The organism is Streptomyces sp. CRN 30, from assembly GCF_034105845.1.
Map to the genome: position 1 here is coordinate 13399 of NZ_JAVRHI010000304.1, position 26395 is coordinate 39793.

The window sequence follows — 26395 nt, forward strand, 5'->3', positions numbered from 1 at the left end:
CCTCACGGGTGCATCCGCGCCCCCTTGAACACCTTGTCCACCGCGTTCTTCGGGCCGTACACCGCGAGCCCCACCAGGTCCAGGTCGGCGGTGGGCACGGCCCGCACCGCCGCGCGGTTGTCGCGGTCGTTGCCCGTGGTGAAGAGGTCGGCGGTGAACACCGACCGGGTCAGGGAGCGTGAGAGCACGCGCGCGTGGGCCGTGGTGAGCAGTTCCTTGGTGGACTCGAAGACCAGCACCGGCTGGCGGAACATCGGCAGGTACGGGACGCCGTCCGCGTCCTCGTACGGCTCGCCGATCACCTCGGGCACCTGGGTGCCGACGCCGCTGACCAGGAACGCGGTCACGTTGAGGCGCTGCCAGGTCTCCAGGTCCTCGCGCAGCAGGACGGCGATCTTGGTGTCGAAGCGGATGGGCTCTTCCTCGTTCATGGAATGAGACTGCCGGTCGCCGCGCCGGGCGGTCTTGTACGTTTTTTGCATGGCCGCAGGAGGGAAAGCGGGCGCCGGGAGCGCCGTCTCCGCGTGGCGCCCGCCGATACCGGGCGTCGTGGAGGTCTTCCACGCGCACTTCACCGAGTACGCCTATCCCATGCACGTGCACGAGGCGTGGACGCTGCTGATCGTGGACGACGGCGCCGTACGGTACGACCTCGACCGGCACGAGCACGGCACCCCGCACGACACGGTCTCCCTGCTGCCGCCCCACGTACCCCACAACGGCTCGCCCGCCACCCCGGGCGGCTTCCGCAAGCGGGTGCTGTACCTCGACGGCTCCCGGCTGGGCGACGACCTGATCGGACCCGCCGTGGACCGGCCCGACCTGCGGGACCCGGTGCTGCGGCGGCGGGTGGGGCAGTTGCACGGCGCCCTGGTGCGGCGCGGTGAGGAGCTGGAGGCGGAGAGCCGGCTGACGCTGATCGGGGAGCGGCTGCGCACCCATCTGCGGCCCGGCGAGGCCCGGCCGGCCCGCCGGGACCCCGCGCTCGCCCGGCGGCTGCGCGAGCTGCTCGACGAGCGCCTCGTCCAGGGGCTCACCCTGGACGAGGCGACCGCGCTGCTCCCGGCCCACCCCGCGCACCTGGTACGGGCCTTCAGCGGCGCCTACGGCATCGCGCCGCACCAGTACCTGATGTCCCGCCGGGTGGACCGGGCCCGGCGGCTGCTGCTCGCGGGGCGCCGGCCGGCCGACGTGGCCGCCGCGACCGGTTTCTGCGACCAGGCCCATCTGACCCGGCACTTCAAGAGGCTGGTCGGGGTCACGCCCGGCCGCTACCGGGCGGGTACGACGCTCACTTGACGTCCACGTAGTCCCCGGCGGCGGTCGCGCCGCCCGTGGTGGCCGTCTCGCCGAAGGTCCAGCGCCAGTAGCCGTCGACGGACGCCTTGACGGTCGTCTTCAGCGCGCCGGAGGAGTTCGCGCGGACGGTCTTCACCGTGGAGTACGTGCTCGTGCCGGCCTTGCGGAACTGGAGCTTGGCCAGCTTGCTGCCGTAGGCGGCGTACTTGTGCTTGACCCAGTCGGCGCGGGTGGCCTTGCCGGTGACGGTGAGGGTCTTGCCCTTCTTCACCGGTTCCGGGGAGGCGTTGACGGTGACCTTGGCGGCGCGCTTGACGGCGACGCTGCCCTTGCCGGTCAGGTACTCCTCGGACTTCACCTGGCCGCTCTTGGTCCACAGCATCGCGTGGAAGGCGAGCTTCCAGGTGGTCGCGTCGCTGTTGGAGTCGAGGCGGTGAGGCGGGTCGATGTAGAGGGTGCCCTCGCAGTCCGCCGCGTGGGTTCCGGAGTCATAGCAGGTGTAGCTGCCCGGGTAGATGCCGCCGGAGTCGGCGCCCTTGGCGGCACTGGTGCCGTGGTACAGGAACGGGTCGAAGTCCACGGTGCTCTGGGTGTACCCCGAGGGCCACGAGACATGGAAGCTGATCGTCGGTTCCACCTCGGCGGTGGTGCCCACCACGATGGGCTTGCCCTTGTTCAGGACCACCTTCGACACCGCTATGCCGGTGTCGGCGGCCTCCGCGGCCGGGGCGGTGAACGCCGCGAGGGCGAGCGCCCCCACGAGCGCCGCGGCCACGGTGCCGATTCTGCCTGTGCTCATGCACGGCCTCTCACTGGTAGGGAGTGAAATCGCCGCACCTTAACAGGCAGGTCAGACAGGGTCCTTGCTGGTGTCCTCAGCGTTGTCGTCGCCGGTCGGGCGGTGGATGAGCGGCATGAACGCCTGCAGGTTCCGGGTCGACTCGCCGCGCGCGACGCGCCACTCGTACTCCTTGCGGATCGCGCTCGCGAACCCCAGCTCCAGCAGGGTGTTGAAGGCGCCGTCCGCGGCCTCGAGGACCTGGCCGAGGATGCGGTCGACCGTGTCGGGGGTGACGGCGGCCAGCGGCAGCCGGGCGGTGACGTACACGTCGCCGAGCCGGTCGACGGCGTAACTCACTCCGTACAGCTTGAGGTTGCGTTCCAGGAGCCAGCGGTGGACGCCCGCCTCGTTCTCGTCGGGGTGGCGGACGACGAAGGCGTTGAGGGAGAGGGAGTGCCGGCCGACGACGAGGGAGACGGTCGTGGAGAGCTTGTGGGTGCCGGGGAGCTTCACGACGTAACTGCCGGGCCCGGGGCTCTCCCACTCCACCTCGGCGTCCTTCAGTGCCTCCTCGACGACCTGTGCCGCCGTCTTCGCGTCAGCCATGGTGGGAGGGTACGCGACGGCGGTGGGACTGCATCGCGGCCGTGTAGACGTCGGCCGTGGCGGCGGCGGAGGTGTCCCAGCCGAAGGACCGCGCGTGCCGGGCGGCGGCGTCGCCCATCCGGGACGTCAGGCCGGGGTTGTCGGCGAAGTCGCGCAGTACGCGCGCGTAGCCTTCGGGTTCGTGGCCGGGCACCAGGAAGCCGGTCTCGCCGTCGCGGACCGCGACCGGGAGGCCGCCGACCGCGGCGGCGAGCACCGGGGTGCCGGCCGCCTGCGCCTCTATGGCGACCAGGCCGAAGGACTCGCTGTAGGAGGGCATGACCAGCACCGACGCGGCCCGGAACCAGTCGGCGAGCTGCTCCTGCCCGACGGGCGGCCGGAACCGTACGACGTCGGCGATGCCGAGCCGCGCGGCGAGCTTCTGCAGCCCTTCGGGTTTGGCGAGGCCGCTGCCGCTGGGGCCGCCGACGACGGGCACGACGATGCGGGAGCGCAGCTCGGGGCGCTCGGCGAGGAGGACGGCCACGGCGCGCAGGAGGACGTCCGGGGCCTTCAGGGGCTGTATGCGGCCCGCGAAGAGCGGGATCAGCGCGTCCTGCGGCAGCCCGAGGCGGGCCCGCGCGGCGGCGCGGCCGTCGGCCGGGCGGAACCGGTCGAGGTTGACGCCGGGGTGGACGACGGCCACGCGCGCGGGATCGGCGGCGTAGTGCCGGACCAGTTCACCGGCCTCCTCCTCCGTGTTGGCGATCAGCCGGTCGGAGGCGGTGACGATCTGGGTCTCGCCGATGACGCGGGCGGCGGGTTCGGGGGTGTCGCCGTCGGCCAGGCTGGCGTTCTTGACCTTGGCCATGGTGTGCATGGCGTGCACGAGGGGGGCGCCCCAGCGCTGGGCGGCGAGCCAGCCGACGTGGCCGGAGAGCCAGTAGTGCGAGTGGACGAGGTCGTAGTAGCCGGGGCGGTGGCCGGCCCACGCCTGCATCACGCCGTGGGTGAAGGCGCAGAGCTGGGCGGGGAGGTCTTCCTTGGCGAGGCCCTCGTAGGGGCCGGCGTCGACGTGCCGGACGAGGACGCCGGGGGCCAGTTCCACGGTCGGCGCCAGGGCGGCGGTGGTCGCCCTGGTGAAGATCTCGACCTCGATGTTGATCGCGGCGAGCCGCTGGGCCAGCTCCACGATGTAGACGTTCATGCCGCCGGCGTCTCCGGTGCCGGGCTGGTGCAGCGGCGAGGTGTGCACGGAGAGCATGGCGACGCGGCGGGGCCTGCGGTGCATCCGCAGCCGCGCCGGGGACGCCGGGGAGCGGCGCCCGAGCCTGCCGGCGTACTGGCTCACGTGGCGTTCCTCCTCGCTGCGCGCAGCCTGACGGAGGGCAGCGGCCGCCCTCCACGGGAGTGCAACGCGGGAGCGCTGTGCCTCATTCCGGTTTCGCCGCCTTTGCTGAATCATTACCGCCGGTCGCTCAACCGTTCGATGCACGGCTGCGTGCACGTCGCGGGAACGTCGCGCGCTCGGCCGTACGTCTTGTACCGAGTGCCCCGGGATGCGCCGGTCAGCGGTCCCGGAATCCTCCGGTCCGGCCGGGCCGCATACCCTCGTGTCCATGCCGACCCGCGCCTCGACCCGCCCGCAGGGCACCGTCACGCGCGGGACGACCAATCCGAACCGGCTGCGGCGCATGGACCGCTGGATCGCGGCCCACCACGGTGCCGAGCTGCGGCGGGCCGCTGACCCGGTCGCCGTCGACCTCGGCTACGGGGCGGCGCCCTGGACCGCGGTGGAGCTGCTGCGCCGGCTGCGGGAGGCGGCGCCACGCGCGCGTGTCGTCGGCATCGAGATCGACCCGGCGCGGGTCGCGGCGGCCGAGCCGTACGCGCGCGAGGGTCTCGTCTTCCGGCACGGCGGCTTCGAGGTGCCGCTGGCCGGGCGCCCGCTGCTGATCCGCGCGGCGAACGTGCTGCGCCAGTACGACGAGGCCGAGGTCGCCGGCGTCTGGCGGCGGCTGTGCGCGCGGCTGGCACCGGCGACGGAGCACTCCCGGGGTGGCCTGCTGGTCGAGGGCACCTGCGACGAGATCGGCCGGCGGCACGTCTGGGTGGCGCTGGGCCCCGAGGGACCGCGCACCGTCACCCTCGCGACCCGGCTGGGCTCCCTCGACCGCCCCTCCGACCTCGCCGAGCGGCTGCCGAAGGCGCTCATCCACCGCAACGTCCCCGGCGAGCCGGTCCACGCCTTCCTTCGCGACTTCGACCGCGCCTGGGCCGCCGCCGCGCCGTACGCCTCCTACGGTGCCCGCCAGCGCTGGATGCGCGCGGTACGGGACCTCACCGCCGACTGGCCGGTGACGGACGGGCCCGCGCGGTGGCGGCAGGGCGAGGTGACGGTGGAGTGGGCCGCCCTGGCCCCGCGCACCTGAGGCCCTTCAGTACCTGACGTCCCTCCCCACCTGACGTCCCTACGCACCTGACGCCCCTCCGCACCTGACGTCCCTCCGCCCTCGACGGCCCCTGTCGCTTCGCCGACCGGCATGGCACGATCCCCTGGGAACGCAAGTTACTGGCGGTTAACCGGGGGGCAGAGGTATGGCAGCGGGCAGGCGGGGACCGGGCAAGCGGGGTCTGATCACCACGGCCGTCGTCGTGGCCGGCGCGGTCACGGCGCTGGCGGCACCGGGCACGGCGTTCGCGGCCCCCTCCTCCCCCACCCCCGCCCCGACGGCCACCGCCACCGGCACCGCCGCGGACACCGACGGCGCCGCCGCGACCGACGACGACCTCGAAGCCGTACGCGAGGAGCTCGACCTCCTCTACCGCGAGGCCGCGGCCGCCACCGACGCCTACAACGCGGCCGAGGAGAAGGCCGAGCAGCAGTCCGCCGAGGTCGCCGAGCTGGCCGAGCGGATCGCCGCCGTCCGGGAGAAGCTGACGGAACTCCAGGCGCGCGCCGCCGCCGCGGCCCGCGCGCAGTACCGCTCCGGCGGGCTGCCCGACGAGGCCAGGCTGATACTGAGCGACGACCCGGAGGAGTTCCTCGACAACACGGGCCGGGTGCTCCAGGGCGAGCGCGCCGTCAAGGCCCTGATCACCGAGACGAAGCGCGCGCAGACGGCGCTGAAGACGTACGCCGCCGACGCCGCCGCCCAGTGGAAGAAGCTGGAGGCCAACCGCAGGGCGAAGGCCGACGCGCGGCAGACGGTCGAGGAGCGGGTGAAGGCGGCCGAGAAGCTGGAGTCGGAGCTGGCGCAGGAGGAGAAGGAGCGCCTCGCCCGGCTGGAGCGCGAGGCCGAGGAGCGGGCGCAGAACGCCTGGCTCGACTCCGGCGCGCTGAAAAAGGCGGGGAAGGCCGGAAAGGCGGGGAAGGCCACCGAGCTGGGCGAGAAGGCGGTCGAGTACGCCACGGCGCAGGTCGGCAAGCCGTACGTGTGGGGCGCCGAGGGTCCGAAGGCGTTCGACTGCTCGGGGCTGACCTCGCGGGCCTGGGCCGCCGCCGGACAGGGCATCCCGCGCACCTCGCAGCAGCAGTGGCGGCAGCTGGAGCGCGTCGCCACCGAGGACATGCTCCCCGGCGACCTGATCATCTACTTCGAGGACGCCAGCCACGTCGGGATGTACGTCGGTGACGGCAAGGTCGTGCACGCGCCCCGCCCGGGACGCTCCGTGACGATCACCGGGGCGGGCACGATGCCGATCCTCGGGGTGGTCCGCCCCGAGGCGTGATCCCCCATCCCTCTGTCCGAGTCCGACGCCGGAATCCCCCTGACCGACGCCGGCATCCGCGTGACCCGCGCCACGTGACCGACCCCACGCGCGGGTCTCGAAGGCCCCCTAACACCACGTGACCTTTGTCATTCCGGGGCCCCCGCACCGCTGTCCAACTGCGGCGGGAATCGCGGCATATGACAGTGGCCGTTGGCGTGACGGCGTGCCGCGCGCCATTCCGCCGGGCGCCGCCGACCCGCTATGGTCACCCGTCGGTGGGTCGAGGTCCCTCGCCCCGCCATGCCCTCGGGGGGAGGGAAGGAACCCAGGACGATGCCCGTACCCGTACCGCGGCAGAGAGCGATCCCGGCCGTGGAGAGTGGTCAGGCGCAGGCCGCGTCCCCTGGCGGCGGCCCCTCCGTCGAACAGGTCCCGCAGGCCGCGCCGCGCGAGGACGCCCCGGCACCCGCGCCCGCGCCCGAGACCGCCCCGCACACCCACCTCACCCTGCTGCTCATCGAGGACGACCCGGGCGGCTCCCCGATCGTGCCCGACCTGCTCGACCAGTCCGGCAGGCCGATCCGGGTCCGTACCGCCCGCAACCTCACCGAGGCCGAGCGGCTGCTGACCGACGACGTCCACTGCATCCTGCTGGACCTCGCCCTGCCCTCCCCCGGCCGGGCGGCCGGCACCGACGACGAGCTGTCGGTGCTCAAGCACGTACTGGAGCTGGCGCCCCGGCACGCCGTGCTCGCGCTCACCGCGTCGACCGACGCCGAGCGCGGCGCGGAGGCCGTGGCGGTCGGCGCGCAGGACTACCTCTTCCGCGAGGAGCTGGACAACCGCCTGCTGAGCCGGGCGATCCGCTACGCCGTCGAGCGCAAGCGGTCCGACTCGGCCGAGCGGCGACTGGCCGAGGGCCGGCTGCGCGCGCAGGAGAACGCCCGCCTGGAGCGCGGCCTGCTGCCGACGCCGCTCCTCGACGGCTCCTCACTGCGCTTCGCCGCCCGCTACCGCCCCGGCCGCTCCCGGGCCCTGCTCGGCGGTGACTTCTACGACGTCGTGCGCACCCCCGACGGCACCGTGCACGCCATGATCGGCGACGTCTGCGGCCACGGCCCGGACGAGGCCGCGCTCGGCGTGGAGCTGCGGATCGCGTGGCGCGCGCTGACGCTGGCCGGGCTCAGCGGTGATCAGCTGCTGGGCACGTTGCAGGAGGTGCTGGAGCACGAGCGCGCGGACGACGAGATCTTCGCGACGCTGTGCACGGTGGACATCGCGCCGCACGGCCGCGGCGCGGGCCTGTGCCTGGCCGGTCATCCGGCGCCGCTGGTCTTCGGCCCCGGCGTGCCCGCGCGGCTGCTGCCGTACGACGACAACGGCCCGGCGCTCGGGCTGCTGCCGGGCGCGCGGTGGCCGCGCCGGCAGGTGGAGCTGGGGCCCGAGTGGAGCCTGATGCTCTACACCGACGGTCTGATCGAGGGGCACACCGGCCGGGGCCGGGAGCGGCTCGGCCAGGACGGGATGGTGGAGCTGGTGCGCCGCAAGCTCTCCGACGGGCTGAGCGGCGAGGGACTGCTGCGGGCGGCCGTCAACGAGGTGCGGGAGCTGAACGGCGGCGAACTGGCCGACGACGTGGCGGTGGTCCTGCTGGACCGCGCCCGGGAGTCGTGAACGGGCCTGTTCCCGGCCCGCGGGGCCGCCCGTGACCGGATGCCCTGGGCTGGATGCCCTGGGCCCGCATGCCGTGGTCTTGGATGCCCTGGGCCCGGATGGACCGGATGGACCGGATGGACCGGGCCCGGCGGGGTGCTCGCCTCCGGAGCGGTCTCAGCGGCCGCCGTTGTACGGGCCGTACGGGCCGTCGCTGCTGGAGCCGCGGCGGGTGCTGCGGCCCCCGCCCGGCAGGCCGCGCAGCGCGGGGCGTACGTCGACCATGTACACGATGGTCGCGATGAGGCCGATGATCGGCAGGAACGACAGGATGTTGAAGATCAGGTTCACCACGAAGGCGAGCCCGAGGACGATCAGCCAGAACGGCTTGGTCTTCTTGTCCGCCGCGCGATAGGCGTCCTCGCGGCGCGTGGCGGCGTCGACCAACGCGAAGCCGCTGAAAACGATCAGGGCGATGCTCAGCAGCCACATGAAGCCGGCGAATCCCTGCATCAGCACAACGTCCACCACCAGACTCGGGTCGTCCCTACGCCGTCACCGTACCCGGAGAACGGACCGGACACCCCAGAGGTGCCCGGTCCGTCCCATCCGGTCCTTCGCTCACCGCGTCACTTGCCCGAAGGCGACTTCTTCGCGGTGGAGGCGGTGGCGGTCTTCTTCGCCGGGGCCTTGCGGGCGGCCGGCGTCTTCTTCGCCCCGGGCGCGGAGGAGGCGGCCGTGGCGGGCTTCTCCTCCTCGACGGTGACCGGCTCGGCCTTGGGCTCGACCGCGACGGCCAGCTCCTCGACCTCCTCGGCGACGTCCTCGATGCCCTCGGCGGCCTGGCCGCGCCAGACACGCACGGTCTGCTCGCCGTGCTCGGCGACCTTCTCGTACGCCTCGCGGGCCTTCACGGCGTACTCGGCGGCGACGCCGACCCCGCGCAGCGCGAAGTCCTGGGCGCTCTCGCCGAGCTTCCTGAGGTCGGTGTCGAAGGTGCCGATGATCTCGTTGACCTTGGTCTGCAGCGTCCCCTGCGTCTCCTTGACGCGGGCGGTCGCCTTCTCCTGCACGGCCTTGGGGTCGGTGTTGCGCACGGCGTCGATGCGGGCCGGCGCCTCGGCGCGCAGTTGGTCCACCAGGACGGGCACCTTCTTCGCCTGCTGCCACGCCAGGTCGGCGGTGCCGGCGGCGAAGTAGAGCGGCGTGGGGTCGCTGAGGGTCTTGCGCAGGTCGTCGGTGATGGCCATGGTGACGGTCCTCCCGGAACGCTGTGGAATGAGGGTGGGTTGGTGCTTCCGCGCTGGGCCGGCCGGCCGGAGGCCGCTTCTCCTCACCCGGCCGTCCGTCGCGGTGCGACGTCGTCGTCGGGGGCGGCATCGCCCGGGGAGACCTTCCGCTCCGCCGCCGCGCGCACGTCCGCGGCGTCGGCCGTACCGGACACGTCCAACACGGCCTGCGTGTCCTGCGTGTCCTGCGACCCCGGCGCGTCGGCCGGGTAGCCGTTCTCCTTGCGGAAGGACTCGTAGATCTGGAGCAGTACCTGCTTCTGCCGTTCGGTGAGCGTGGGGTCCGCGAGGAGGACGGCACGCGTCTCCACCTCGTCGCGGTCCCGCTCGGCGTCGAGGATGCCGGCCCGCACGTACAGCGTCTCGGCGGAGATGCGCAGCGCCTTGGCGACCTGCTGGAGCACCTCCGCGCTCGGCTTGCGCAGCCCGCGCTCGATCTGGCTCAGGTACGGGTTCGACACTCCCGCCGCGTCGGCGAGCTGCCGCAGCGACAGCTGCGCGTTGCGCCGCTGCTCGCGCAGGTACTCACCGAGGTTGCCGACGTTGAGCGATGCCATGTCTCCACGATGCACGACTTTGCTAACTCTTGCAAGCACGCTGCTTGCAAGAGTGTTTCACCGCGTCGCGGCCCGAGGGGTGGCGTTGCGCGGCTAATGGCATTAGCCTCATGGCTATGAACATTAACGAGGCGCGATCGACGGGTACGGGAACGACCATGACCCTCCGGGTCGAGGGCGGCACGCTGGCGTACGAGGTGGCGGGCGACGGCCCGCTCGTCGTCCTCGTGCACGGCATCGGCAACAGCCGGGCCGCCTTCCGGGAGACGGGCGACCGCCTCGTGACGGCCGGGTACCGGGTCGCCGCGATGGATCTGCGCGGCCACGGCGAGTCCAGCGCCGACTGGCCGTCGTACACGCGCGGCGACACGGCGGACGACGTCCTCGCCCTGATCCGGCACCTGGGCGGGCCCGCCGTCGTCGTCGGCCACTCCTTCGGCGGCGGCGCCGCCACCATCGCCGCGGCCCGCGCGCCCGAACTGGTCGACGCGGTGGTCGAGATCGGGCCGTTCACCCGCAACCAGAAGATCGACGTGCGGGCGCTGGTGAGCGACGCCCGGCACCGCAAGGGCATGCTCCTGCTGATGGGCGCCGGTCTGCTGCGCAGCCTCGGCCTGTGGAAGCGGTACCTGGACCACGCCTACCCGGGCACCAAGCCCGCGGGGTACGCCGCGCACGTCGCGGCAGTGGAGGCGGACCTGCGCCGGCCCGGCCGGATGGCCGCCTTCGCCCGCACCGGCATGGCGGCGCCGGGCGACGCCGACGCGCGGCTCGCCGACGTACGGCAGCCCGTTCTGGTCATCATGGGCACGCTCGACCCGGACTGGCCGGACCCGGCCGCAGAGGGGGCGGCCATCCTCGCGCGCCTGCCCGAGGGGGTCGGACGCCTGGAACTGGTCGAGGGCGCGGGGCACTACGCGCACGCGCAGTTCCCGGACGCGGTGGCCGGACTGATCACGGACTTCCTGGGCACGCCCGAGAACACGAACGGCGACTCCGAGGCCGGCACGCACGGTTCCGAGGCCGAGGCCGGCACGCACGGTTCCGAGGCCGGAGGTGCCCGTGGCTAGGGCCGCCCTCTCCCCGGCCGCCGTCGTGGACACGGCGATGGAGATCATCGACGAGCGCGGTCCCGAGTCCCTCACCCTGGCCGCGGTGGCCGGCCGGGCCGGGGTCGCCACTCCCTCCCTCTACAAACACGTACGCAGCCTCGCCGACCTGCGCGGACTGGTCTCGGCCCGGGTCGCCGAGGAACTCGCCGAGCGGTCCGGCCGGGCCGTGCTCGGCCGCTCCGCCGACGAGGCGACCCGCGCGTTCATGACGGCCTGGCGGGAGTACGTACAGCAGCACCCGGCCCGCTACCGGGCCCTCATCCAGCGCCCGGAGCCGCACACCGCCGAGCCCGCCGAACGGCTGCTCGGCGTCATCACCGCCACGCTGCGCGCCTACGGCCTCAAGGACTCGGACGCGATCCACGCCGCCCGGTGCCTGCGCGCCGCCGTCCACGGCTTCGCCGTACTGGAGGCCGAGGGCGGCTTCGGCCTCCCGGAGAAGCTGGACGACAGCTACGACCTGCTGATCCGCATGATCGCGTCGGGACTCGGCACACCGCGATGACCATCGGCCGGCTCGTGCGTACCGCGCGCAGGCCCGTACGCCGTCAGCCGGCCCGCACCTGGCCCACGAACGCCGTGACCTGGTCCATCGTCCGCTGGATCTTCTCCTCCAGGGTCAGCGACTCGTGCAGCCGCGCGCCGGGCCCCGCGCTGCGCAGCCCTCGGACGTACAGCGAGCAGGCGAGGTCGGTGCAGAGGTAGACGCCCACCGAGTTGCCCTGCTGTCCGGCCTTGCCCGCCTTGGGGGCGACCATCAGGGAGACGCCGCCGGTGTGGGTGGTCAGGCATACCGAGCACATGCTGCTGCGGGCCCGTCCCGGCATCGCGGCGGGCGAGCGCAGGGCGACACCCGCGAGTCCGTCGTCCAGCGGCGCCACGAGGTAGGCGCGGTCGGGTGCCTGCGGGTCGCGCCAGCCCAGGAAGTCCAGGTCGGTCCAGGGCCGTTCGGCCAGGTCGCGCGGGACGTGGAGTCGCTTGGCCTCACCCTTGGTGCGGTTGACGAACGCGGCGCGGATCTCGGGTTCGGTCAGAGGTTCCATGCCGTCGACGGTAGTACAGCCGACGATTTTTGCCTAAAGGTTTTAGGCAGCCGCATACTGCTTTAGGTAAGCGACAGATGGCTGGGCCGAGGAGAGATCGTCATGGCACGGGCGGGACTGACCAGGGAGCGGCTGCTCCGCGCGGGTGCCGAGCTGGCCGACGAGACCGGGTTCGACCAGGTGACCGTCTCGGCGCTGGCCAGACGGTTCGACGTGAAGGTGGCGAGCCTCTACTCGCACGTCCGCAACTCCCAGGACCTGCGGACCGGCATCGCCCTGCTCGCGCTGGAGGAGATGGCCGACCGGGCCGCCGACGCGGTCGCGGGCCGGGCCGGCAAGGAGGCGCTGACCGCTCTGGCCGACGTCTACCGCGACTACGCCCGGGAGCACCCCGGCCGCTTCGCCGCGGCGCAGCTCCGGCTCGACCCGGAGACCGCCGCCACGAGCGCGGGCGTACGGCAGTCCCGGATGACGCGGGCGCTGCTGCGCGGCTACGACCTCCCCGAGGCGGACCGGACCCACGCCGTGCGGCTGCTCGGCAGCGTCTTCTACGGCTACGTCACCATGGAAATCGGCGGCAGCTTCAGCCACAGCGGCCCCGGCCCCGAGGAGTCCTGGCCGCGCGTCCTCGACGCCCTCGACGCGCTGCTGCGCAACTGGCCCGGACAGCCCGCTCCCTGACCGGCACCGGACCCCGCCCTCTTACCGGCGCCGGTCCCCGCCCTCTTACCGGCGCCAGCCCCCGCCCCTGACCTGCGACGGACCTCGCCCCGATCCCTCGACCGGCCCCGACCGACAGGCCCCTCCCATGCGCACCGAGCACGACGCCCAGATCACCACATCCCTCACCACATCCCACACCACCCCCTTCACCACATCCCTCACCGCACCCCCCGCCGCCGCCCTCGTGCGCGGCGCGCTCGACCTGGAGCGCACCGGCCGCGGTCTGCTGCCGCACCGGCTGCCCGCCCGTGCCCGCGCCCAGTGCGCCGACCCGCAGCTCGCGCAGGCCGAGAGCCAGCCCTCCGGCGTACGGCTGGCCTTCCGCACCCGGGCGACCACCGTGGAGCTGGAGACGCTGCCCACCAAGCGTGTCCACCCCGGCGCCCCGCCCCGCCCGGACGGCGTCTACGACCTCCTGGTCGACGGCGTCCCGCACGGCGAGGCGACCGCCGCCGGCGGCGACACCCTCACCGTGGACCTGGCGACCGGGGCCGCCGAGCACCACCCCGGCGAACCGGCCGTCCTGCGCTTCACGGGCCTGCCGGACCGGGAGAAGGACGTCGAGATCTGGCTGCCGCACAACGAGACGACCGAGCTGGTCGCGCTGCGCACCGACGCGGCCGTGGCTCCCGTGGCGGACCGGGGCCGCAAGGTGTGGCTGCACCACGGCAGTTCGATCAGCCACGGCTCGAACGCGGTACGGCCCACCGGCGTCTGGCCGGTCCGCGCCGCCCTGCTGGCCGGTGCCGAGCTGGTCAACCTGGGCCTGGCGGGCAGCGCGCTGCTCGACCCGTTCACCGCCCGCGCGATGCGGGACACCCCCGCCGACCTGATCAGCGTCAAGATCGGCATCAACCTCGTCAACGCCGATCTGATGCGGCTGCGCGCCTTCGGCCCGGCGGTGCACGGTTTCCTCGACACGGTCCGCGAGGGCCATCCCACCGCGCCGCTGCTGGTGGTCTCCCCGCTGTACTGCCCGATCCACGAGGAGACCCCCGGCCCGGCCGCCTTCGACCTGTCCGGTCTCGCCGAAGGCCGCCTGGGCTTCAAGGCCACCGGCGACCCGGCCGAGGTCGCCGCCGGGAAGCTCACCCTCACCGTGATCCGCGAGGAACTCGCCCGCATCGTGCGGGAGCGCCGGGCCGACGACCCGAACCTCCACCACCTGGACGGCCGTTCGCTGTACGGCGCGGACGACCACGCCGAACTCCCGCTGCCCGACGGGCTGCACCCGGACGCCGCCACGCACCTGCGCGTCGGCGACCGCTTCGCCGCCCTCGCCTTCGCCCAGGACGGCCCGTTCGGCCCACTCGGCCCGTCCGGCCCGCGCACCCGCTGAGTACCCACCTTTTTGTGGGTACTTGGCAGCGCGCCCACGGCTGACCGACCCTGGTGGAGGAGCGGCCGGAAGGGTCCGTTCAGGAGGCCGGGACCGACCCGGTGAGCCGCTCCAGGCGACGGTGCCCCCAGTCGGAGAGGGGCGCCAGCGCCTCGGCGAGGTCACGGCCGAACGCGGTGAGGGAGTACTCGGTCCTCAGCGGCAGTACGTCGTGGACCTCCCGGTGGACCAGTCCGTCCGCCGCCATCTCGCGCAGCGCCTCGGTCAGCACCTTCTCGCTGAGGCCCGGCAGCGCGCGGCGCAGTTCCGCCGGCCGCCGCGGGCCGCTCTCCAGCAGCCAGAGCAGCGCGGTCTTCCACTTGCCGTCGATCACGGCGATCGCGGCGGTCACTCCGCAGACGTCCGTGTCCTGACGTCGTCGCGTCATCCCGTACCCCATTCGTCACTGAATGTCCCGTTGAGGAGTTCAACCATGCCCTCGCACGCCAACCAAGCCGGCCGCCCCGGCCATCCCGGCCGTCCCGGCCACCCCGACCCTTCCGTCACCGTGCTGGGCCTGGGGCCGATGGGCCGCGCCCTGGCCGGGGCGTTCCTGGCCGCGGGCGTACGCACCACGGTCTGGAACCGTACGCCGGGCCGCGACGGCGAACTCGTCGCGCGGGGTGCCGTGTCCGCGCCCTCCGCCGCCGAGGCGGTCGCCGCGAGCGGCCTGACCGTGGTCTGCGTCGTCGACTACGACGCGGCGGACGCGATCCTGCGCCGGGCGGAGGTCGCCACCGCGCTCAAGGGGCGCACGGTGGTGAACCTGTCCGCCGACGTACCGGACCGCGCCCGGGAGAGCGCCGAGTGGGCCGCCGGGCACGGTGTCCGCTACCTGGACGGCGCGATCATGACGCCGACCCCCACCATCGGGACGCCCGCCGCGGTGTTCCTGCACAGCGGCCCCGCCGCCCTGTACGAGGAGCACCGGCCGGTCCTCGACGCGCTCGGCGGCACGCACACCCACCTCGGCGAGGAGGTCGGCCGGGCGGCGGCGTACGACATCGCGCTGCTCGACATCTTCTGGACGGCGATGGCCGGGTACGCGCACGCCCTCGCGGTGGCCCGCGCGGAGGGCATCGGCGCGCGGGAGCTGGCGCCGTTCGCGCGGGGCATCGGCGCGATCCTGCCGGGCCAGTTCGAGGAGACGGCCCGGGAGGCGGACGCGGGCACGTTCTCCGGCGAGGGCAACCCGCTCACCTCGGCGGTGTCGACGATGGAGCACGTCGTACGGGTCTCCGAGGCGCACGGCATCGACGCGGGCGTGATGCGCGCCGCCGAGGGCATGGCCCGCCGCACCGTCGGCCTCGGCCACGGCACGGACGGTTTCGTGCGGATCGCCGAGGTACTGGGCCGGACGGGGGCCCGAGGGCGCTAGAACGCCGGCTCCCGGGCGCCTCAGACCGGCAGGCCCCGGCAGGGTCCTCCTTGGTGTCGAAGTACCGGGGGAGCCGGACGGCCGAGGCTTCGCAGGCCGGCGGGCGGGGTCCGCTACCGGCGTCAGCAGGCGGAGGCCGGACCGTACACGACGACGGGGCGCCGCAGACCGTTGAAGGTCGACCGGACGGAGAGTGCCAGGACGAGCAGGCACCGCGCCCGCGCCGTCCCGGTCAGACGGCCCGGCCGGCCGGCCGCCGCCACGATCCACCGTGTCCCCGTCAGGACCGGAGTCAGCCACGCCGCCCGGTCGGACGGCGAGTCCGTCCCGGACCCCGCCGCGGCGGTCTCCCGCGCCGGAGTGTCGCCGCCCAGCGGAACGGGGCTCGCCACCCCGCCCCGCCCGTCGGCGGGCCGGAAGGACGTGACGGCCTCCGGCGCACCGTTCCCGGGCCGGGCCGAGGCCCCGGCGGGGGCCTGCCGCGCGGCCGGGGCGATCGGCGTGACATCCGTGGCGGACCGGGAGGACGGCACACGGGGCCGGTTCACCTGGCCGCCACCGAGCCCGTCGACCGTCCGGCCGTCGGTCGCCATGTGGTGACGCAGCAGTTCCTCGACCCGCCGCTCGTCGGCCACGTCGGTGAGTCGCAGCGGTCCGGCCGCCGCGAGCAGCGCCCGGCGGACCTCCTTCACCGCCTTCGTCAGCTCCGCCTCCGTGGTCCGGCGGCCGAGATCCCGGACAGCCCGGATGACGTCGGGGTAGACGGACTGGGCCCGCTCGAAGTCGAGGTAGTGGCAGAGGTCGGTGTCCATATCGGCGACGGCCGCCGGGCACAGCCGCAGCATCGCGGTCCGCCAGGCGCTGATCACCGACCGCCACTGCCACGCGGGATAGCGCATCCGCACCAGGTGGACGGCGAGATCGTGCAACGGGTCACCGTAAGTGGCCAGTTCCCAGTCGATCAGGACGAACCGGGGGCACCCCACCTCGCACCTGATCAGGTTGGCCCGGTGCAGGTCACCGTGGAGCACGCAGAACGGCCGCCGGGTCATGGCCGGCACCCGGTCCGCCCACTCGGCCAACGCCTCGTCGGGTACGCCGAGTCCGCGGAACAGCCACCCGTGACGGCGCAGGTTCGGCCGCACGATCTGCTCGTAGGAGAGCCGCGCGTACGCCTGGAGGAATCCCCGGCTGTCCCAGATGTCGCGAGGCCAGCTGAGCGGCAGCGGCGGCAGTCCCGCCGAGGAGAAGGCGGTCATCGCCGCCATGGTGGCGGCCAGTGCGGTGATGTCCTCGTGCCGTACGGGTTGCCCGTCCGGGCAGGCGTCGCGCAGTGTGTCGCCCACGACGTAGGTGTACACCTCGGACTCGTCCCTGACTCCCAGGTGGACGGGTGCGAGCAGGGAACCGCCGAGGGACCGGACGAACCGGCCCTCGTCGAAGAAGGTTCTGGTGACGAGCGGCGCGTCGTCCCACCGGTGCGTCCGCACCATCATCAGCGTTCCGGCCGGTACTCCGTACCGGCGTGCGTCGTCCTCGTCCGCGGCGACGCGGAGGTTCTCGTTGTGGTGTCCGACGGTGATCGATATGCGCTCGTCGTCGGCGTGTGTCCGGGGGCCCGAACGGTCACTGTCGAAACGGCCCGGTCGGCGCTGGTACGGACGGGTGGCAGGGTGCTCGCCCATGGTGGATCCCGGCTTCGTGCGGCGTTCTCAAGAACGGTTCGAAATAACGCAGGGAAAGACACGGTAAGTGTCCGATGGGAAACTGGATCATCAGGGGGGTGGTTGAGTCCAGTGAAAGTATGGGCACAGGATACCCGTTCGTGTTCAGCTCTGCGTCGTACGTGAGTCCGGCCGCGCGTGCCACCTGATCAACGCCCGCATGATCTTTACGGGATCGGCGATCTCGTCCATGCCGAGCGGTTCGGCCGCCCGCCGGAGAATGGGGTGGAGTCTGTCGGTCGCACGGAGGAAATCGGCTCGGCCGAGCGGTGATTCTCGGGGAATGGACATCGCCACTCGGATCACGTCCGTGAACGCGCTTTGTGCACGCTTGAATTCGGTGATCCGCGGCAGGTCCCGCTGCCAGCCTCGCGACGCTCCCGGACGCACCGCTTCCACGGCGGCGCACCACTCGCGCACCGTCCACCGTTCCTGATCAGCCGGGTACCGGTGGAGATAGAGGTGGGTGGCCAGGTCGTACAGGGGATCGCCGACCATCGCCAACTCCCAGTCGATGGCCCACAGTCCACCCCGTGGATCGATCACGAGGTTGTCATGGTGGAGATCCGCGTGCAGCAGGCTGAACGGACGGGAGGTCAGGCCGGAGACCCGTTCCTCCAGTCGGTCGAGCGTGCGGTCGTCGATGCCCAGATCGTGGAAGAGTCCGCCGAACCGCTCCAGGTTGGCCGCGTACACCTCGTCCCGCACGAAGGCCACGAGCCGCCGCAGGAAGCCCTCGCTGTCGCCGTCCGCGCAGTGGTCGGCGGGCGAACAGCGCCGTCGCGCGGACAGCATCTCGGCGGTGATCCCCGCCATGCCCCGGAACAAGCCGACGATCTGCTCCAGGACCGGCCCGGACACCCGCGGGTCCGCGCGCAGTTCCGCGCCGAGCGTCCGGCCGACGATGAAACGCTGCAGCCCCGTGTCGCCGACCTCGATGACCTCGGGCACCTGCGGGAGGTACCGCCGCAGATCACGGAGGAGTTCCTCCTCCGACAGGAAGCATCTGCGGTCGAACCAGAGAACGCGCGAACGCGGCTCGCGAACCTTGACCGGGCCGCCGCCGTCGGGCAGCCACAGGACGTACGTCTCGTGGTGGTACCCCTCCAGCGGGCCCTCGATCAGGCCCGCACCACCGCTCATCGCCTCGGCCCGCCGGCGGACGGCGGAAACCATTTGGGGTGCCATTGTGCGCGTTCTGACCATTTCGGTGGAGCTGTTGAGGTAAGAGGGTTGCACGTTACTCCACCCGGTCGGCGGACGAGCGCGGAACCGGCTTCCAGCCCAGGTGATCAGGAGAGTTCATGGAAGACACGGCCGCCACCCGGACCGACCTCAAGAACCTGCTCCGCGCGGTGAACACCGTGCTGTTCGACTTCGACGGCCCGGTGTGTGATCTGTTCGCCGGAATCTCCACGGCGAGGGTGGCGGAGCGCATCAAGTCCTACACCCGGCGGCACTGGGGACCACTCGACCCGGAAGTCAGCGCTTGCGACGACTCTCACGGCATCCTTCGCCCCTTGCGCAACATGTACGAACAGAAAGAACCGAAGCCGAACAACCGCCGTCCGCTGCGGAAAGCGGAGCGCATTGTCACACGCCGGGAGGCGAAAGCCGCACGGACCGCTCGACCGACTCCGGGAATCTTCGAGCTTGTCGATAATCTGCACACTCTCGACAAACAATTGATCGTAGTGAGCAACAATGCCGAGGCGCCCATCCGCGCCTATCTTGAGCGGCATGGAAGGTACGACAAATTCGAGAAGGTCTGCGGCAGGGACCCGGCGGACGCCCGCCGTATGAAGCCCCACCCCGACTGTGTCCGCCGGGCCCTCGACCATCTCGGCCTGTCCCGCGACTCCGCCCCGACCTGCCTGCTCGTCGGCGACCAGCTCACCGACCTCCGGGCGGCGAAAGCGGCCGGGACGCGGTTCCTCGGTTTCACGGCGGACGTCTCCCGTGAGCGGGCGATGCGGCGCGAGGGAGCCGACGCGGTCGTCGGCTCGCACGCCCGGCTTCTCGCGGCGGTCGGAGGGCTCTCCTCCTAGGTTCTGTCGTCCTGCCAGACGTCGTCGAACCACTCCTGCGCTTCGGTCACGACCAAGGTGTCGGGCGAGGACGGGTCGCCCTTGACGTAATGGGTGAGGCCGGCGCTGAGCCCCCGGACGTCGGTGGTGGCGATCCGGCGCCCGTCGTCCACCTCGATGACCCGCCGGTAGCGCATGTACCAGCCTCGCAGCAGCGACGCGCCGTTGAGCAGGTAGAGCTTCTCGGTGGGAACGTGGGCCAGGTGCTTGATCTCGCACTCCACCGACGGCACCAGCCCGTCGCGCCGCAAGCGGTCGAGCGTCTCGCGCAGCGACGCTGTGTGCCGGTGGGTGATGTTCTGGATGCGCTCCCTCAGTGCTCGGTCCTCGGACGGGTCCGCACTGCGCCAGTACGAGGACGGCAGGTCCTCGTCGGGCAGCAGCAGACGCACTCTGAGGCTGCGCGGGGCGGCGTAGCCGGCCTCGATGCGCGCCATCTGGATACGGAGGTGCACATCGAGGGACTCGGAGGTGAGGGTGTAGGCGTCCAGCGTCACCTCGGGCTGCGTGAACGCCTCGCTCATCAGGGAGTCGAGGGTGACCACCCGACTGGCCTGCCCACCGCCCGCCCGGGAGTCGATCCGCTGCTGGTGGACGACGCGGGAGCCACTGCCCCGCCGCGTCTCGATCCACCTCTCGCTCACCAGCTCGCGCAGCACCCGCTGGACGGTGTCGCGCGAGACACGGAACTCCTCGGCCATATCTCGCTGTGCGGGAAGCGTCGAGCCGTACGGATAGGTGCCGTCGGTCATGCGGGAGCGCAGCTCGTCCGCTACGCGGGCGAACTCCTTGCCACCGCTGTCGCCGCCGTTCCTCCCACCCACACGGCGACCGTACCTCTCCGTGCCGACGGGCACACCGCTTTCGGTCACATTGTCAGTCCAACTGGACCGGCCGTTAAGCGATCTACCGCGCAGGGCACCCTCTCAGCAACAGCAACCAGTCCAATTGGACTGCTAGTTGATCGTCACCGCGGAGTGACGCTGGGGGAGTCATGGTCTGGAACCAACTGCTGTCCGTCGTCTTCGCGACACTGCTCGATCTGCTGCTGCACTCGCGGCCGGCAGCCGTCTCCCTGGCCTGCCTGGCTCTGATCGCCGTCGGGATGCGGATGCGGAGCTCGGCCTGCGTGTCGGTCGGCGCCCTGATCTTCCTGCTGCTGATGGCGCAGGCCTGACCCGTCCCGGTCAGGTGCCGCGCACCAGCCGCAGCAGCGGTTCGAGGGAGTCGACGACGGCCTCGGCACCCGCGTCCCGCAGCAGTTCCCGCTTGCGCTCGTCGCGGGCGTACCCGAGGAAGGGGACGCCCGCCTGGCGAGCGGCCTCGTGGTCGGTGGCGGCATCGCCGATGAAGAGCGCGGCGGACGGATCGACATCTCGCGCGCGGAGGGCACGCAGCAGCGTGTCCGGGGCGGGCTTGAGGCTGCCGAGTTCCCTCGTGCGCCCGTAGATGTGCGGGCCGAAGCAGCCGAGCAGGCCCCGGCTCTCCAGGTAGCGCTTCACAGCGCGCGGCGAGTTGTTCGTCGCGACGGCCGGACGTGCGCCGACCGCGGTCCAGGTGCGGATGAGCGGATCGGCGTACGGGGTCGGCCAGGCGGAGACCGCGGCCCGCAGTTCGTCCTGGGTGAGACGTTCCTCCAGTTCCGCGACGAGGCCGGGGGCGGACTGTCGGCGGCCGACCGCGCGCAGTACGGCGTGGGGATCGTCCCTGTCCGGTCCCGCCGCGGCCGGCAGGCCGCCCCGGCCCCCACGTTCCAGCCAGGCGATCAGGTCGGCCGCGACCTGCCCGGCCGGGTACCCGGCGAACAGGCGGCATATCGGTCCGTCGAAGTCCCAGATGACGACCTCGGCGGCGTCGATCAGCCGCCTCAGTCGCTCCGTGTCCGTCGCCACCGGTCCAGTCTGCGTCGATGAGTATGAAGTCACCAGGAGAGTGTCAGGTCGGTCGTGATGGTTTCCCAGAGGGCGTCGAACCACTTCCTGGATTCCTCCACGAACGCCGCGTCCCGGTGGCCCGCGTGTTTCTGGAAGGAGAAGAGGAGGGACTGCGAGCCGAGCGCGTCGTACATGTCCAGCGTGCGGCTCTCCCACTCCTCCTCGCGCCTGGTCAGCATGTAGTAACCGATCAGCGCCTCCTGCCCGTTGAGGAGGTACAGCTTCACCGGCGGCGTGAACGGCAGCGCCCGGAAGGCCGTGCGGACGTCGACGCGGTGCGTGGACCGTACGGCGTTCAGATTGTGCCGCAGGACCCGGGCCTGCGCGTCCCGCATCTGGAGCCACCGCTGGTGGACGGGGTCGTCCGCGCCCTCCGCGCCGCGCCCCGCGACCGGCACCGGAAAAGCCAGGTCGATGTCCTGCGACGGCAGCAGGATGCGGAACGCGATGGACTGCGGGCGGATACGGCCCTCGTGGATCATCCGCAGCGGCTCGCTGAGGGCGAGCATCAGCGTCTCCGACGTGTGGCACACGACGTCCACCCGCACCTCCGGTACGGAGAACGCCTCCGCCATCCGCGGCGCCAGCGCCACCATCGTCGGCTGCGGCTCCCCCCGCGAGGGCGCCGGCACCGCGATGCGCGGCGGGCTTCCCTTGCTGACGTTGCTGAGCAGTCCGTCCTCCTGGAGCGACCGCAGGGCCTGCCGGACGGTCCCGCGCTCCACCCCGAACTCCTCGGACAGCTCCGCCTGCGTGGGCAGGCGGTCCCCCGCCCTGAGGTCGCCGGTACGGATCCGCTCCCGCAGGACGTCGGCGATCTCCTGGGGGGAGCGCCTCTGGCTGCCGTCCACTGCAACGTTCTCCTGAGTCACGTCCGAAAACTACAACTGTGATCCATCTATGGGGAGTTGTTTGGAAGTTGTTTATGGCTAGCAGCCAAGTGGGACAACTTAGAGAGAGTTGGTCGCCAACTTAGCTAAGTTGGCGGACGTTTTGCCTCCGCTCTGCCAAGGGGGAACTCATGCCCGCACTGACCTTCGTCCCCGCCGTCCTCCTCCTCGCCCTCGACCAGTTCCTCGGCTGGAGGTACGGCGCCACCGGCATCATCGGTCTGTCCCTGCTCACCATAGGCATCAAGGTCAAGAGCCCGTCCGTCACGTCCGTCGGAGCGGTGGTGCTCGCCCTGCTGGTCGCCCGGCCCGCCCTGTGAGCGACGGGTACCCCGTCCGCCTCAGACGGTCAGCACCAGATCCGAACTGATCGTCTCCCACAGGGCCTCGAACCACCGGCGCGACTGGTCCACGAACCCGGTGTCCCGCGGCCCCGATCCCTGCTCGAACGCGAACAGCACCGACTGCGTGCCCTCGGCGTCGTACATCTCCACGGTCCCCTGCTCGGTCTCCTGCCGGCTGCGGCTCAGCGTGTAGTACGCGAAGAGCGCCTCCGCTTCGTTGAGCAGGTACAACTTCATCGGCGGCGTGAAGGGGAGCGCCCGGAACGACACGTCGACGTCGATCCCGTACGTCGAGCGCAGCGAGAGCAGGTTGTGCTGGAGGACCTGCCCCTGGGCGTTGCGCTGGGCAAGCCACCGCTGGTGGACGGGGTCCGCCGGGGGCCCCTCGGGCCGGCCGTCGACCGGGACCGGGAAGGCCAGCGCGATCTCCCGCGAGGGCAGCAGGACGCGCAGGTCGATCTTGGCCGGTTTCAGCCGACCGGCGTGGATCTCGCGCAGCGGCTCCCCGATGGCGAGGGTCAGCGAGACCGAGGTCAGGCAGAGCGCGTCGATCCGCACGTGCTCGGCGGCGAAGGCGGCGGCGATCCGGGGAGCGAGGGCGACCGTGGTCGGCAGCGGCGCGGCGAGCGGCCCGGTCAGCACTTTCCCGAAGTCGGGGGCGACGGTCGCCGGGCTGCCCTTGGAGACGTTGGTGAGCAGATGCTCGGTCTGCAGGATGCGCAGGGCCTGCCGGACCGTGCCACGCTCCACGCCGAACTCGTCCGCCAACTGGGCCTGCGTGGGCATGCGCTGGCCCGGCTGCAGATCGCCGGACCTGATCCGGGCGCGCAGCTCGTCGGCCACCTCACGATGGGTTCTCTGCGGCCGCTGGGACCTTTTCCGCCCATTGGCGGTGGCGTGTTCCGGCTCCACGCACGAACCCTACAACTTCCCGCCAAGTTCAAACAGTTCACGGGAAGGTGGTTATGAGCCGCTTCCAAGAGGCAATAAGTAGCGGTAAGTTGGCAGCCAACTTGAGCAACATGGTCCGACCTCAGAGGGGTTGGCCATGAGCGTGTCAGTTGGGACCATGTCCCGCGGGGGGACGTCCCGAAGGGGGAACCGTCATGCCGCTCGTCGCCATCGTCGTCGCCGCGCTCGCCATCGGTTTCGAGCAGCTCGTGCAGTGGAAATACGGGCCGATGGGCATTATCGCGTTCGTCGCGCTGTCCATCGGCATCAAGGCGAAGAACACCACGATCAGCGGCATCGGAGCGGTCATCCTCGTGATGCTGCTCGCCCAGTCGAACTGAGACGCCGGCACCGATCTGAGACGCCGGTACCGATACGCCGTACTGAAACACCGAGGACGGGCCCGCCGTCCGGACTCCCTTCCGGAGGGGAGCCGGGAATCCGGACGGAGCGGGTCGGCACCACCACAACAACAACCGCGGTACCCAACAGAAGAGAACGCTACGGATACACCGTCCACCCGTCCCCTGCGGAAGGAGCACCCTCAGAACATGTCCGGGCACCAAGGTCGCCTGGAAGTACGCAGCAGGGCGTCGGCCATCCGGGCGGCGCCCGCTCGTTCTTCCCGGACCCGGCCCAGTGCCGCCAGCCGCACGGCCGACTCGTCGCCCAGCCACAGCCGCGACAGCTCGCCCGCCTCCAGGACCAGGTCCGCCTCCCCGGTGGCCGCCGTACAGGACGCCCCCTGCGGGGACGCATCGAGCCGCCACCGCCCGCCGGTCAGCCCCTCGCGGTCCACGACCTCCAGGGTGAGCACGCCCGTACCGCCGTACGTCCGCGCCTCCAGGGCCGCCGCGACGTCCAGGATCCGCACCCACAGCCAGTCGGCCTGCGTGGTGACGCGGGCCGCGCGCGGGTCGGGCAGGAAGTACGGGAGCAGGTCGTCGGGGGCCCGCCAGCCGGTCTTCACCGTCGTGACGTAGTCGATCGAGCACAGGTACCGCCACAGGGCGCGCTCGGCGGCCGGCGTCGTCGTGGTCATCCAGGAGACGGTCGCGGTGCACAGCGGCTGCTTGGCGTCGCCCCAGGTGTCGTCCACCCGGTACGCGGCCATGCCCTCGGTCTCCCCGTCCGCCGAGCGGTACACGACGTAGTAGGGCTCGGTCCAGGAGTCGTCGAACCGTACGGCCCCCGTCCGCGCGTGCCACCACAGCTCGTCGCGGTCGACCGCGCCCGGCATGCCCCGGCGCATCCGCTCGTGCAGTTCGGGGCCGGTCTTGCGGACGTCCTCGCCGTCCACGAGATCGAGGCGGCCGCCGTCCCCGGGGCCGCCCCAGCGGGGGTCGAGTCCCGCCCGGGGCACGTCGATCGCCCACTCGGTCATGGTGGTGGCGGGGCCGAAGCCGTACCGCCCGTATATCGGGTACTCGGCCGCTATCAGCGTGGCGACGACGTCGCCGCGTTCCTTCGCCGCCGCGAGGTCCTGGGCCATCATGCGGGTCAGCAGGGAGCGGCGGCGGTGGGTGGCGGTGACGGTCACGTTGGAGATCGCGTCCGCCCGGACCGGCGCGCCGCCGACGGCCGTGAGCTCCTGGTCGAAGGAGCGGAAGGTCGCCACACACCGGCCGGCGTCGAAGGCCCCCAGCAGCCGGCCGGGGACGAACTGAAGGCGCCGGGCCCGCAACTGCTCCTCGGACGCGGTGGGGACGCGCAGGAACCCGGTGTTCAGCGCCCGGTTCCACTGAGGGATCTCGTCTTCCGTGATCGGTCGTACGTCGATGTCGGCGTGGCTGCTCATGGGATCACCGTAGGCCGGGCACCGCCCCGCCGTCGCGGCATATTCGAACGCCCTGCCGTCACCACCGGGTGCGTCCCGCCACCCCGCTCAGAACGCCGCCCGGATCTCCCCCACTTCGCGCCCCCCGCCCAGCAGCGGCGCCCGTCCGATGCGCCCGACCACCCCGGCCTCCACGCCCAGCAGCGTCAGCGCGCGGGCCAGGACGGGGCCGAGCGCCCGCGTGTTGCCGTCCTCCACCTTGAAGGCGAGGGCGCGGCCGTCGGGCAGGGCCACCGCCTGCACCGCCTCGGCGCCCATCTTGGACAGCGTGCCGGGCACCTCCCGCATCAGCCAGGTGTCGGCGCGGCGGGTGCCGGCGACGTACTCGGGGTGGGCGCGCATGGCGTCGGCGACGCGGCGCTCGGCCGTACCGGGCGCGGCGAGCACGAAGGAGCGGAAGGCGCGGGCCAGCCCGGTGAGACCGATCGCCATCAGGGGCGCCCCGCACCCGTCGGTGCCGACGGCGGCGACCTGCTCCCCGGCGGCCTCCTCCACCACCTCGTGGATGATCCGCTGGAGCGGATGGCCGGGGTCGAGGTAGGTCTCCAGGGGCCAGCCGCGCTGTAGGCAGACGGCGAGCATCGCGGTGTGCTTGCCGGAGCAGTTCATGGTGACGCGGTCGGGTGCGGCGCCCGAGGCCAGGTAGGTGTCCCGTTCCTCGGCGTCCAGCGGCAGGTCGGGCGGGCACTGGAGCTGTCCGGCGTCGAGCCCGTGCTCGGTGAGCATCTTCCGCACCAGGTCGCGGTGAAACGATTCTCCTGAGTGACTCGCGGCCGCCAGCGCGAGCCGCTCGCCCGCCAGGTCGAGCCCCGCGCGCAGCACGCCGGCGGCCTGCATCGGCTTGTTGGCGGAGCGCGGGAAGACGGGGGCGGCGGGGTCCCCGAGCGCCAGCTCGACGGAACCGTCCGGGCCCAGCAGCACCAGGCTGCCCCGGTGCCGCCCCTCGACGAACCCGGACCGCACGACCTCGGCGAGGACGGGCGGCACGGCGGCCGCCTCAGACGCCCCAGACGCCCCAGACGCCCCAGACGCCCCAGACGCCCCAGACGCCCCAGACGCCCCAGACGCCCCAGACGCCCCAGACGCCCCAGACGCCCCAGACGCCCCAGACGCCCC

Annotated in this window: 30 protein-coding genes; 13 read left to right on the forward strand and 17 right to left on the reverse strand. The window is 72.3% G+C overall.

Going from position 1 to position 26395, the window contains the following annotated elements; translation table 11 throughout:
* Positions 1 to 2 precede the first annotated feature (2 nt).
* Positions 3 to 431, reverse strand: a complete 429-nt coding sequence (locus UW392_RS32955) for a DUF2000 domain-containing protein (protein ID WP_320778855.1) — start codon at positions 429 to 431, stop codon at positions 3 to 5.
* 49 nt (positions 432 to 480) lie between these two features.
* Here UW392_RS32955 and UW392_RS32960 point away from each other — a divergent pair, with 49 nt between their 5' ends.
* The gene (locus UW392_RS32960; RefSeq protein ID WP_320778856.1) at positions 481 to 1299 is read left to right on the forward strand and encodes an AraC family transcriptional regulator; all 819 of its coding nucleotides are present in this window, start codon (positions 481 to 483) and stop codon (positions 1297 to 1299) included.
* Here the strand turns inward: UW392_RS32960 and UW392_RS32965 are convergent.
* Genes UW392_RS32965 through mshA form a run of 3 tightly spaced genes read right to left on the reverse strand, consistent with a single transcriptional unit; the run spans position 1292 to position 4016 of the window.
* On the reverse strand, positions 1292 to 2098 hold the full coding sequence (locus UW392_RS32965; protein ID WP_320778857.1) for a hypothetical protein: 807 nt from the start codon (positions 2096 to 2098) through the stop codon (positions 1292 to 1294). The two genes, UW392_RS32960 and UW392_RS32965, sit on opposite strands and share 8 nt — an antisense overlap.
* A gap of 51 nt (positions 2099 to 2149) precedes the next feature.
* Positions 2150 to 2686, reverse strand: coding sequence for a YbjN domain-containing protein (locus tag UW392_RS32970; RefSeq protein WP_320778858.1), 537 nt, complete (start codon positions 2684 to 2686; stop codon positions 2150 to 2152).
* Positions 2679 to 4016: a D-inositol-3-phosphate glycosyltransferase gene (gene mshA, locus UW392_RS32975; RefSeq protein WP_320778859.1), complete on the reverse strand. Its 1338-nt coding sequence runs from the start codon at positions 4014 to 4016 to the stop codon at positions 2679 to 2681. Before mshA ends, UW392_RS32970 begins: the two co-directional genes overlap by 8 nt.
* A 268-nt stretch (positions 4017 to 4284) precedes the next feature.
* On the opposite strand from mshA, the gene UW392_RS32980 reads away from it, so the two are divergent.
* From UW392_RS32980 to UW392_RS32990, 3 genes are all read left to right on the forward strand, one after another.
* Positions 4285 to 5097: a class I SAM-dependent methyltransferase gene (locus tag UW392_RS32980; protein WP_320778860.1), complete on the forward strand. Its 813-nt coding sequence runs from the start codon at positions 4285 to 4287 to the stop codon at positions 5095 to 5097.
* A gap of 166 nt (positions 5098 to 5263) precedes the next feature.
* Positions 5264 to 6397, forward strand: a complete 1134-nt coding sequence (locus tag UW392_RS32985) for an NlpC/P60 family protein (protein WP_320778861.1) — start codon at positions 5264 to 5266, stop codon at positions 6395 to 6397.
* Positions 6398 to 6712: 315 nt separating this feature from the next.
* Positions 6713 to 8053 (forward strand): fused response regulator/phosphatase, encoded by a 1341-nt coding sequence (locus tag UW392_RS32990; protein ID WP_320778862.1) that lies wholly within the window; start codon positions 6713 to 6715, stop codon positions 8051 to 8053.
* 156 nt (positions 8054 to 8209) lie between these two features.
* Here the strand turns inward: UW392_RS32990 and UW392_RS32995 are convergent, their stop codons facing one another.
* The 3 genes from UW392_RS32995 to UW392_RS33005 form a co-directional block, all read right to left on the reverse strand.
* Positions 8210 to 8545, reverse strand: coding sequence for a DUF2516 family protein (locus UW392_RS32995; protein WP_320778863.1), 336 nt, complete (start codon positions 8543 to 8545; stop codon positions 8210 to 8212).
* Between the two features lie 116 nt (positions 8546 to 8661).
* The gene (locus tag UW392_RS33000) at positions 8662 to 9282 is read right to left on the reverse strand and encodes a hypothetical protein (RefSeq protein ID WP_320778864.1); all 621 of its coding nucleotides are present in this window, start codon (positions 9280 to 9282) and stop codon (positions 8662 to 8664) included.
* Between the two features lie 83 nt (positions 9283 to 9365).
* Entirely contained in the window at positions 9366 to 9878 is a 513-nt protein-coding gene (locus UW392_RS33005) for a helix-turn-helix transcriptional regulator (protein ID WP_320778865.1), read from the reverse strand.
* A 158-nt stretch (positions 9879 to 10036) separates the two neighbouring features.
* Here UW392_RS33005 and UW392_RS33010 point away from each other — a divergent pair, with 158 nt between their 5' ends.
* On the forward strand, positions 10037 to 10948 hold the full coding sequence (locus tag UW392_RS33010) for an alpha/beta hydrolase (protein WP_320778866.1): 912 nt from the start codon (positions 10037 to 10039) through the stop codon (positions 10946 to 10948).
* The gene (locus UW392_RS33015) at positions 10941 to 11495 is read left to right on the forward strand and encodes a TetR-like C-terminal domain-containing protein (protein ID WP_320778867.1); all 555 of its coding nucleotides are present in this window, start codon (positions 10941 to 10943) and stop codon (positions 11493 to 11495) included. Before UW392_RS33010 ends, UW392_RS33015 begins: the two co-directional genes overlap by 8 nt.
* A gap of 43 nt (positions 11496 to 11538) precedes the next feature.
* On the opposite strand, the gene UW392_RS33020 is transcribed toward UW392_RS33015, so the two are convergent.
* Complete coding sequence (locus tag UW392_RS33020; protein ID WP_320778868.1) at positions 11539 to 12033, reverse strand: FBP domain-containing protein; 495 nt, start codon at positions 12031 to 12033, stop codon at positions 11539 to 11541.
* Between the two features lie 102 nt (positions 12034 to 12135).
* Here UW392_RS33020 and UW392_RS33025 point away from each other — a divergent pair, with 102 nt between their 5' ends.
* Together UW392_RS33025 and UW392_RS33030 are read left to right on the forward strand one after the other, a co-directional pair.
* Positions 12136 to 12714, forward strand: a complete 579-nt coding sequence (locus tag UW392_RS33025; protein WP_320778869.1) for a TetR/AcrR family transcriptional regulator — start codon at positions 12136 to 12138, stop codon at positions 12712 to 12714.
* A 127-nt stretch (positions 12715 to 12841) separates the two neighbouring features.
* The gene (locus tag UW392_RS33030) at positions 12842 to 14095 is read left to right on the forward strand and encodes an SGNH/GDSL hydrolase family protein (RefSeq protein WP_320778870.1); all 1254 of its coding nucleotides are present in this window, start codon (positions 12842 to 12844) and stop codon (positions 14093 to 14095) included.
* A 79-nt stretch (positions 14096 to 14174) separates the two neighbouring features.
* Here the strand turns inward: UW392_RS33030 and UW392_RS33035 are convergent, their stop codons facing one another.
* On the reverse strand, positions 14175 to 14522 hold the full coding sequence (locus UW392_RS33035; RefSeq protein ID WP_320778871.1) for a helix-turn-helix domain-containing protein: 348 nt from the start codon (positions 14520 to 14522) through the stop codon (positions 14175 to 14177).
* A 45-nt stretch (positions 14523 to 14567) separates the two neighbouring features.
* On the opposite strand from UW392_RS33035, the gene UW392_RS33040 reads away from it, so the two are divergent.
* Positions 14568 to 15512, forward strand: coding sequence for an NAD(P)-dependent oxidoreductase (locus UW392_RS33040; protein ID WP_320778872.1), 945 nt, complete (start codon positions 14568 to 14570; stop codon positions 15510 to 15512).
* 122 nt (positions 15513 to 15634) lie between these two features.
* On the opposite strand, the gene UW392_RS33045 is transcribed toward UW392_RS33040, so the two are convergent.
* Positions 15635 to 17197: a phosphotransferase gene (locus tag UW392_RS33045; RefSeq protein ID WP_320778873.1), complete on the reverse strand. Its 1563-nt coding sequence runs from the start codon at positions 17195 to 17197 to the stop codon at positions 15635 to 15637.
* Between the two features lie 144 nt (positions 17198 to 17341).
* Positions 17342 to 18412 carry a phosphotransferase gene (locus UW392_RS33050; RefSeq protein ID WP_320778874.1) on the reverse strand — a complete coding sequence of 357 codons (1071 nt, stop codon included), beginning with the start codon at positions 18410 to 18412 and terminating at the stop codon, positions 17342 to 17344.
* A 128-nt stretch (positions 18413 to 18540) separates the two neighbouring features.
* Between UW392_RS33050 and UW392_RS33055 the strand changes: the two genes are divergently transcribed.
* On the forward strand, positions 18541 to 19284 hold the full coding sequence (locus tag UW392_RS33055; protein ID WP_320778875.1) for an HAD family phosphatase: 744 nt from the start codon (positions 18541 to 18543) through the stop codon (positions 19282 to 19284).
* On the opposite strand, the gene UW392_RS33060 is transcribed toward UW392_RS33055, so the two are convergent.
* Positions 19281 to 20147 (reverse strand): winged helix-turn-helix domain-containing protein, encoded by an 867-nt coding sequence (locus UW392_RS33060; protein ID WP_320778876.1) that lies wholly within the window; start codon positions 20145 to 20147, stop codon positions 19281 to 19283. The genes UW392_RS33055 and UW392_RS33060 overlap by 4 nt on opposite strands.
* Before the next feature lie 170 nt (positions 20148 to 20317).
* Between UW392_RS33060 and UW392_RS33065 the strand changes: the two genes are divergently transcribed.
* A complete protein-coding gene (locus tag UW392_RS33065) occupies positions 20318 to 20500 on the forward strand; it encodes a hypothetical protein (protein WP_320778877.1) in 183 nt (60 codons plus the stop codon).
* A 10-nt stretch (positions 20501 to 20510) separates the two neighbouring features.
* On the opposite strand, the gene UW392_RS33070 is transcribed toward UW392_RS33065, so the two are convergent.
* The gene (locus UW392_RS33070; protein WP_320778878.1) at positions 20511 to 21215 is read right to left on the reverse strand and encodes an HAD family hydrolase; all 705 of its coding nucleotides are present in this window, start codon (positions 21213 to 21215) and stop codon (positions 20511 to 20513) included.
* A 29-nt stretch (positions 21216 to 21244) separates the two neighbouring features.
* Positions 21245 to 22108, reverse strand: a complete 864-nt coding sequence (locus tag UW392_RS33075; RefSeq protein ID WP_320778879.1) for a winged helix-turn-helix domain-containing protein — start codon at positions 22106 to 22108, stop codon at positions 21245 to 21247.
* Between the two features lie 170 nt (positions 22109 to 22278).
* On the opposite strand from UW392_RS33075, the gene UW392_RS33080 reads away from it, so the two are divergent.
* The gene (locus UW392_RS33080) at positions 22279 to 22467 is read left to right on the forward strand and encodes a hypothetical protein (RefSeq protein WP_320778880.1); all 189 of its coding nucleotides are present in this window, start codon (positions 22279 to 22281) and stop codon (positions 22465 to 22467) included.
* A 21-nt stretch (positions 22468 to 22488) separates the two neighbouring features.
* On the opposite strand, the gene UW392_RS33085 is transcribed toward UW392_RS33080, so the two are convergent.
* Positions 22489 to 23403 carry a FadR/GntR family transcriptional regulator gene (locus UW392_RS33085; RefSeq protein ID WP_320778881.1) on the reverse strand — a complete coding sequence of 305 codons (915 nt, stop codon included), beginning with the start codon at positions 23401 to 23403 and terminating at the stop codon, positions 22489 to 22491.
* 194 nt (positions 23404 to 23597) lie between these two features.
* On the opposite strand from UW392_RS33085, the gene UW392_RS33090 reads away from it, so the two are divergent.
* Positions 23598 to 23783, forward strand: a complete 186-nt coding sequence (locus tag UW392_RS33090; protein ID WP_320778882.1) for a hypothetical protein — start codon at positions 23598 to 23600, stop codon at positions 23781 to 23783.
* Positions 23784 to 23986: 203 nt separating this feature from the next.
* On the opposite strand, the gene UW392_RS33095 is transcribed toward UW392_RS33090, so the two are convergent.
* Positions 23987 to 25240 (reverse strand): GNAT family N-acetyltransferase, encoded by a 1254-nt coding sequence (locus tag UW392_RS33095; RefSeq protein WP_320778883.1) that lies wholly within the window; start codon positions 25238 to 25240, stop codon positions 23987 to 23989.
* Between the two features lie 87 nt (positions 25241 to 25327).
* Positions 25328 to 26266 carry an asparaginase gene (locus UW392_RS33100; RefSeq protein ID WP_320778884.1) on the reverse strand — a complete coding sequence of 313 codons (939 nt, stop codon included), beginning with the start codon at positions 26264 to 26266 and terminating at the stop codon, positions 25328 to 25330.
* Between the last annotated feature and the right edge of the window lie 129 nt (positions 26267 to 26395).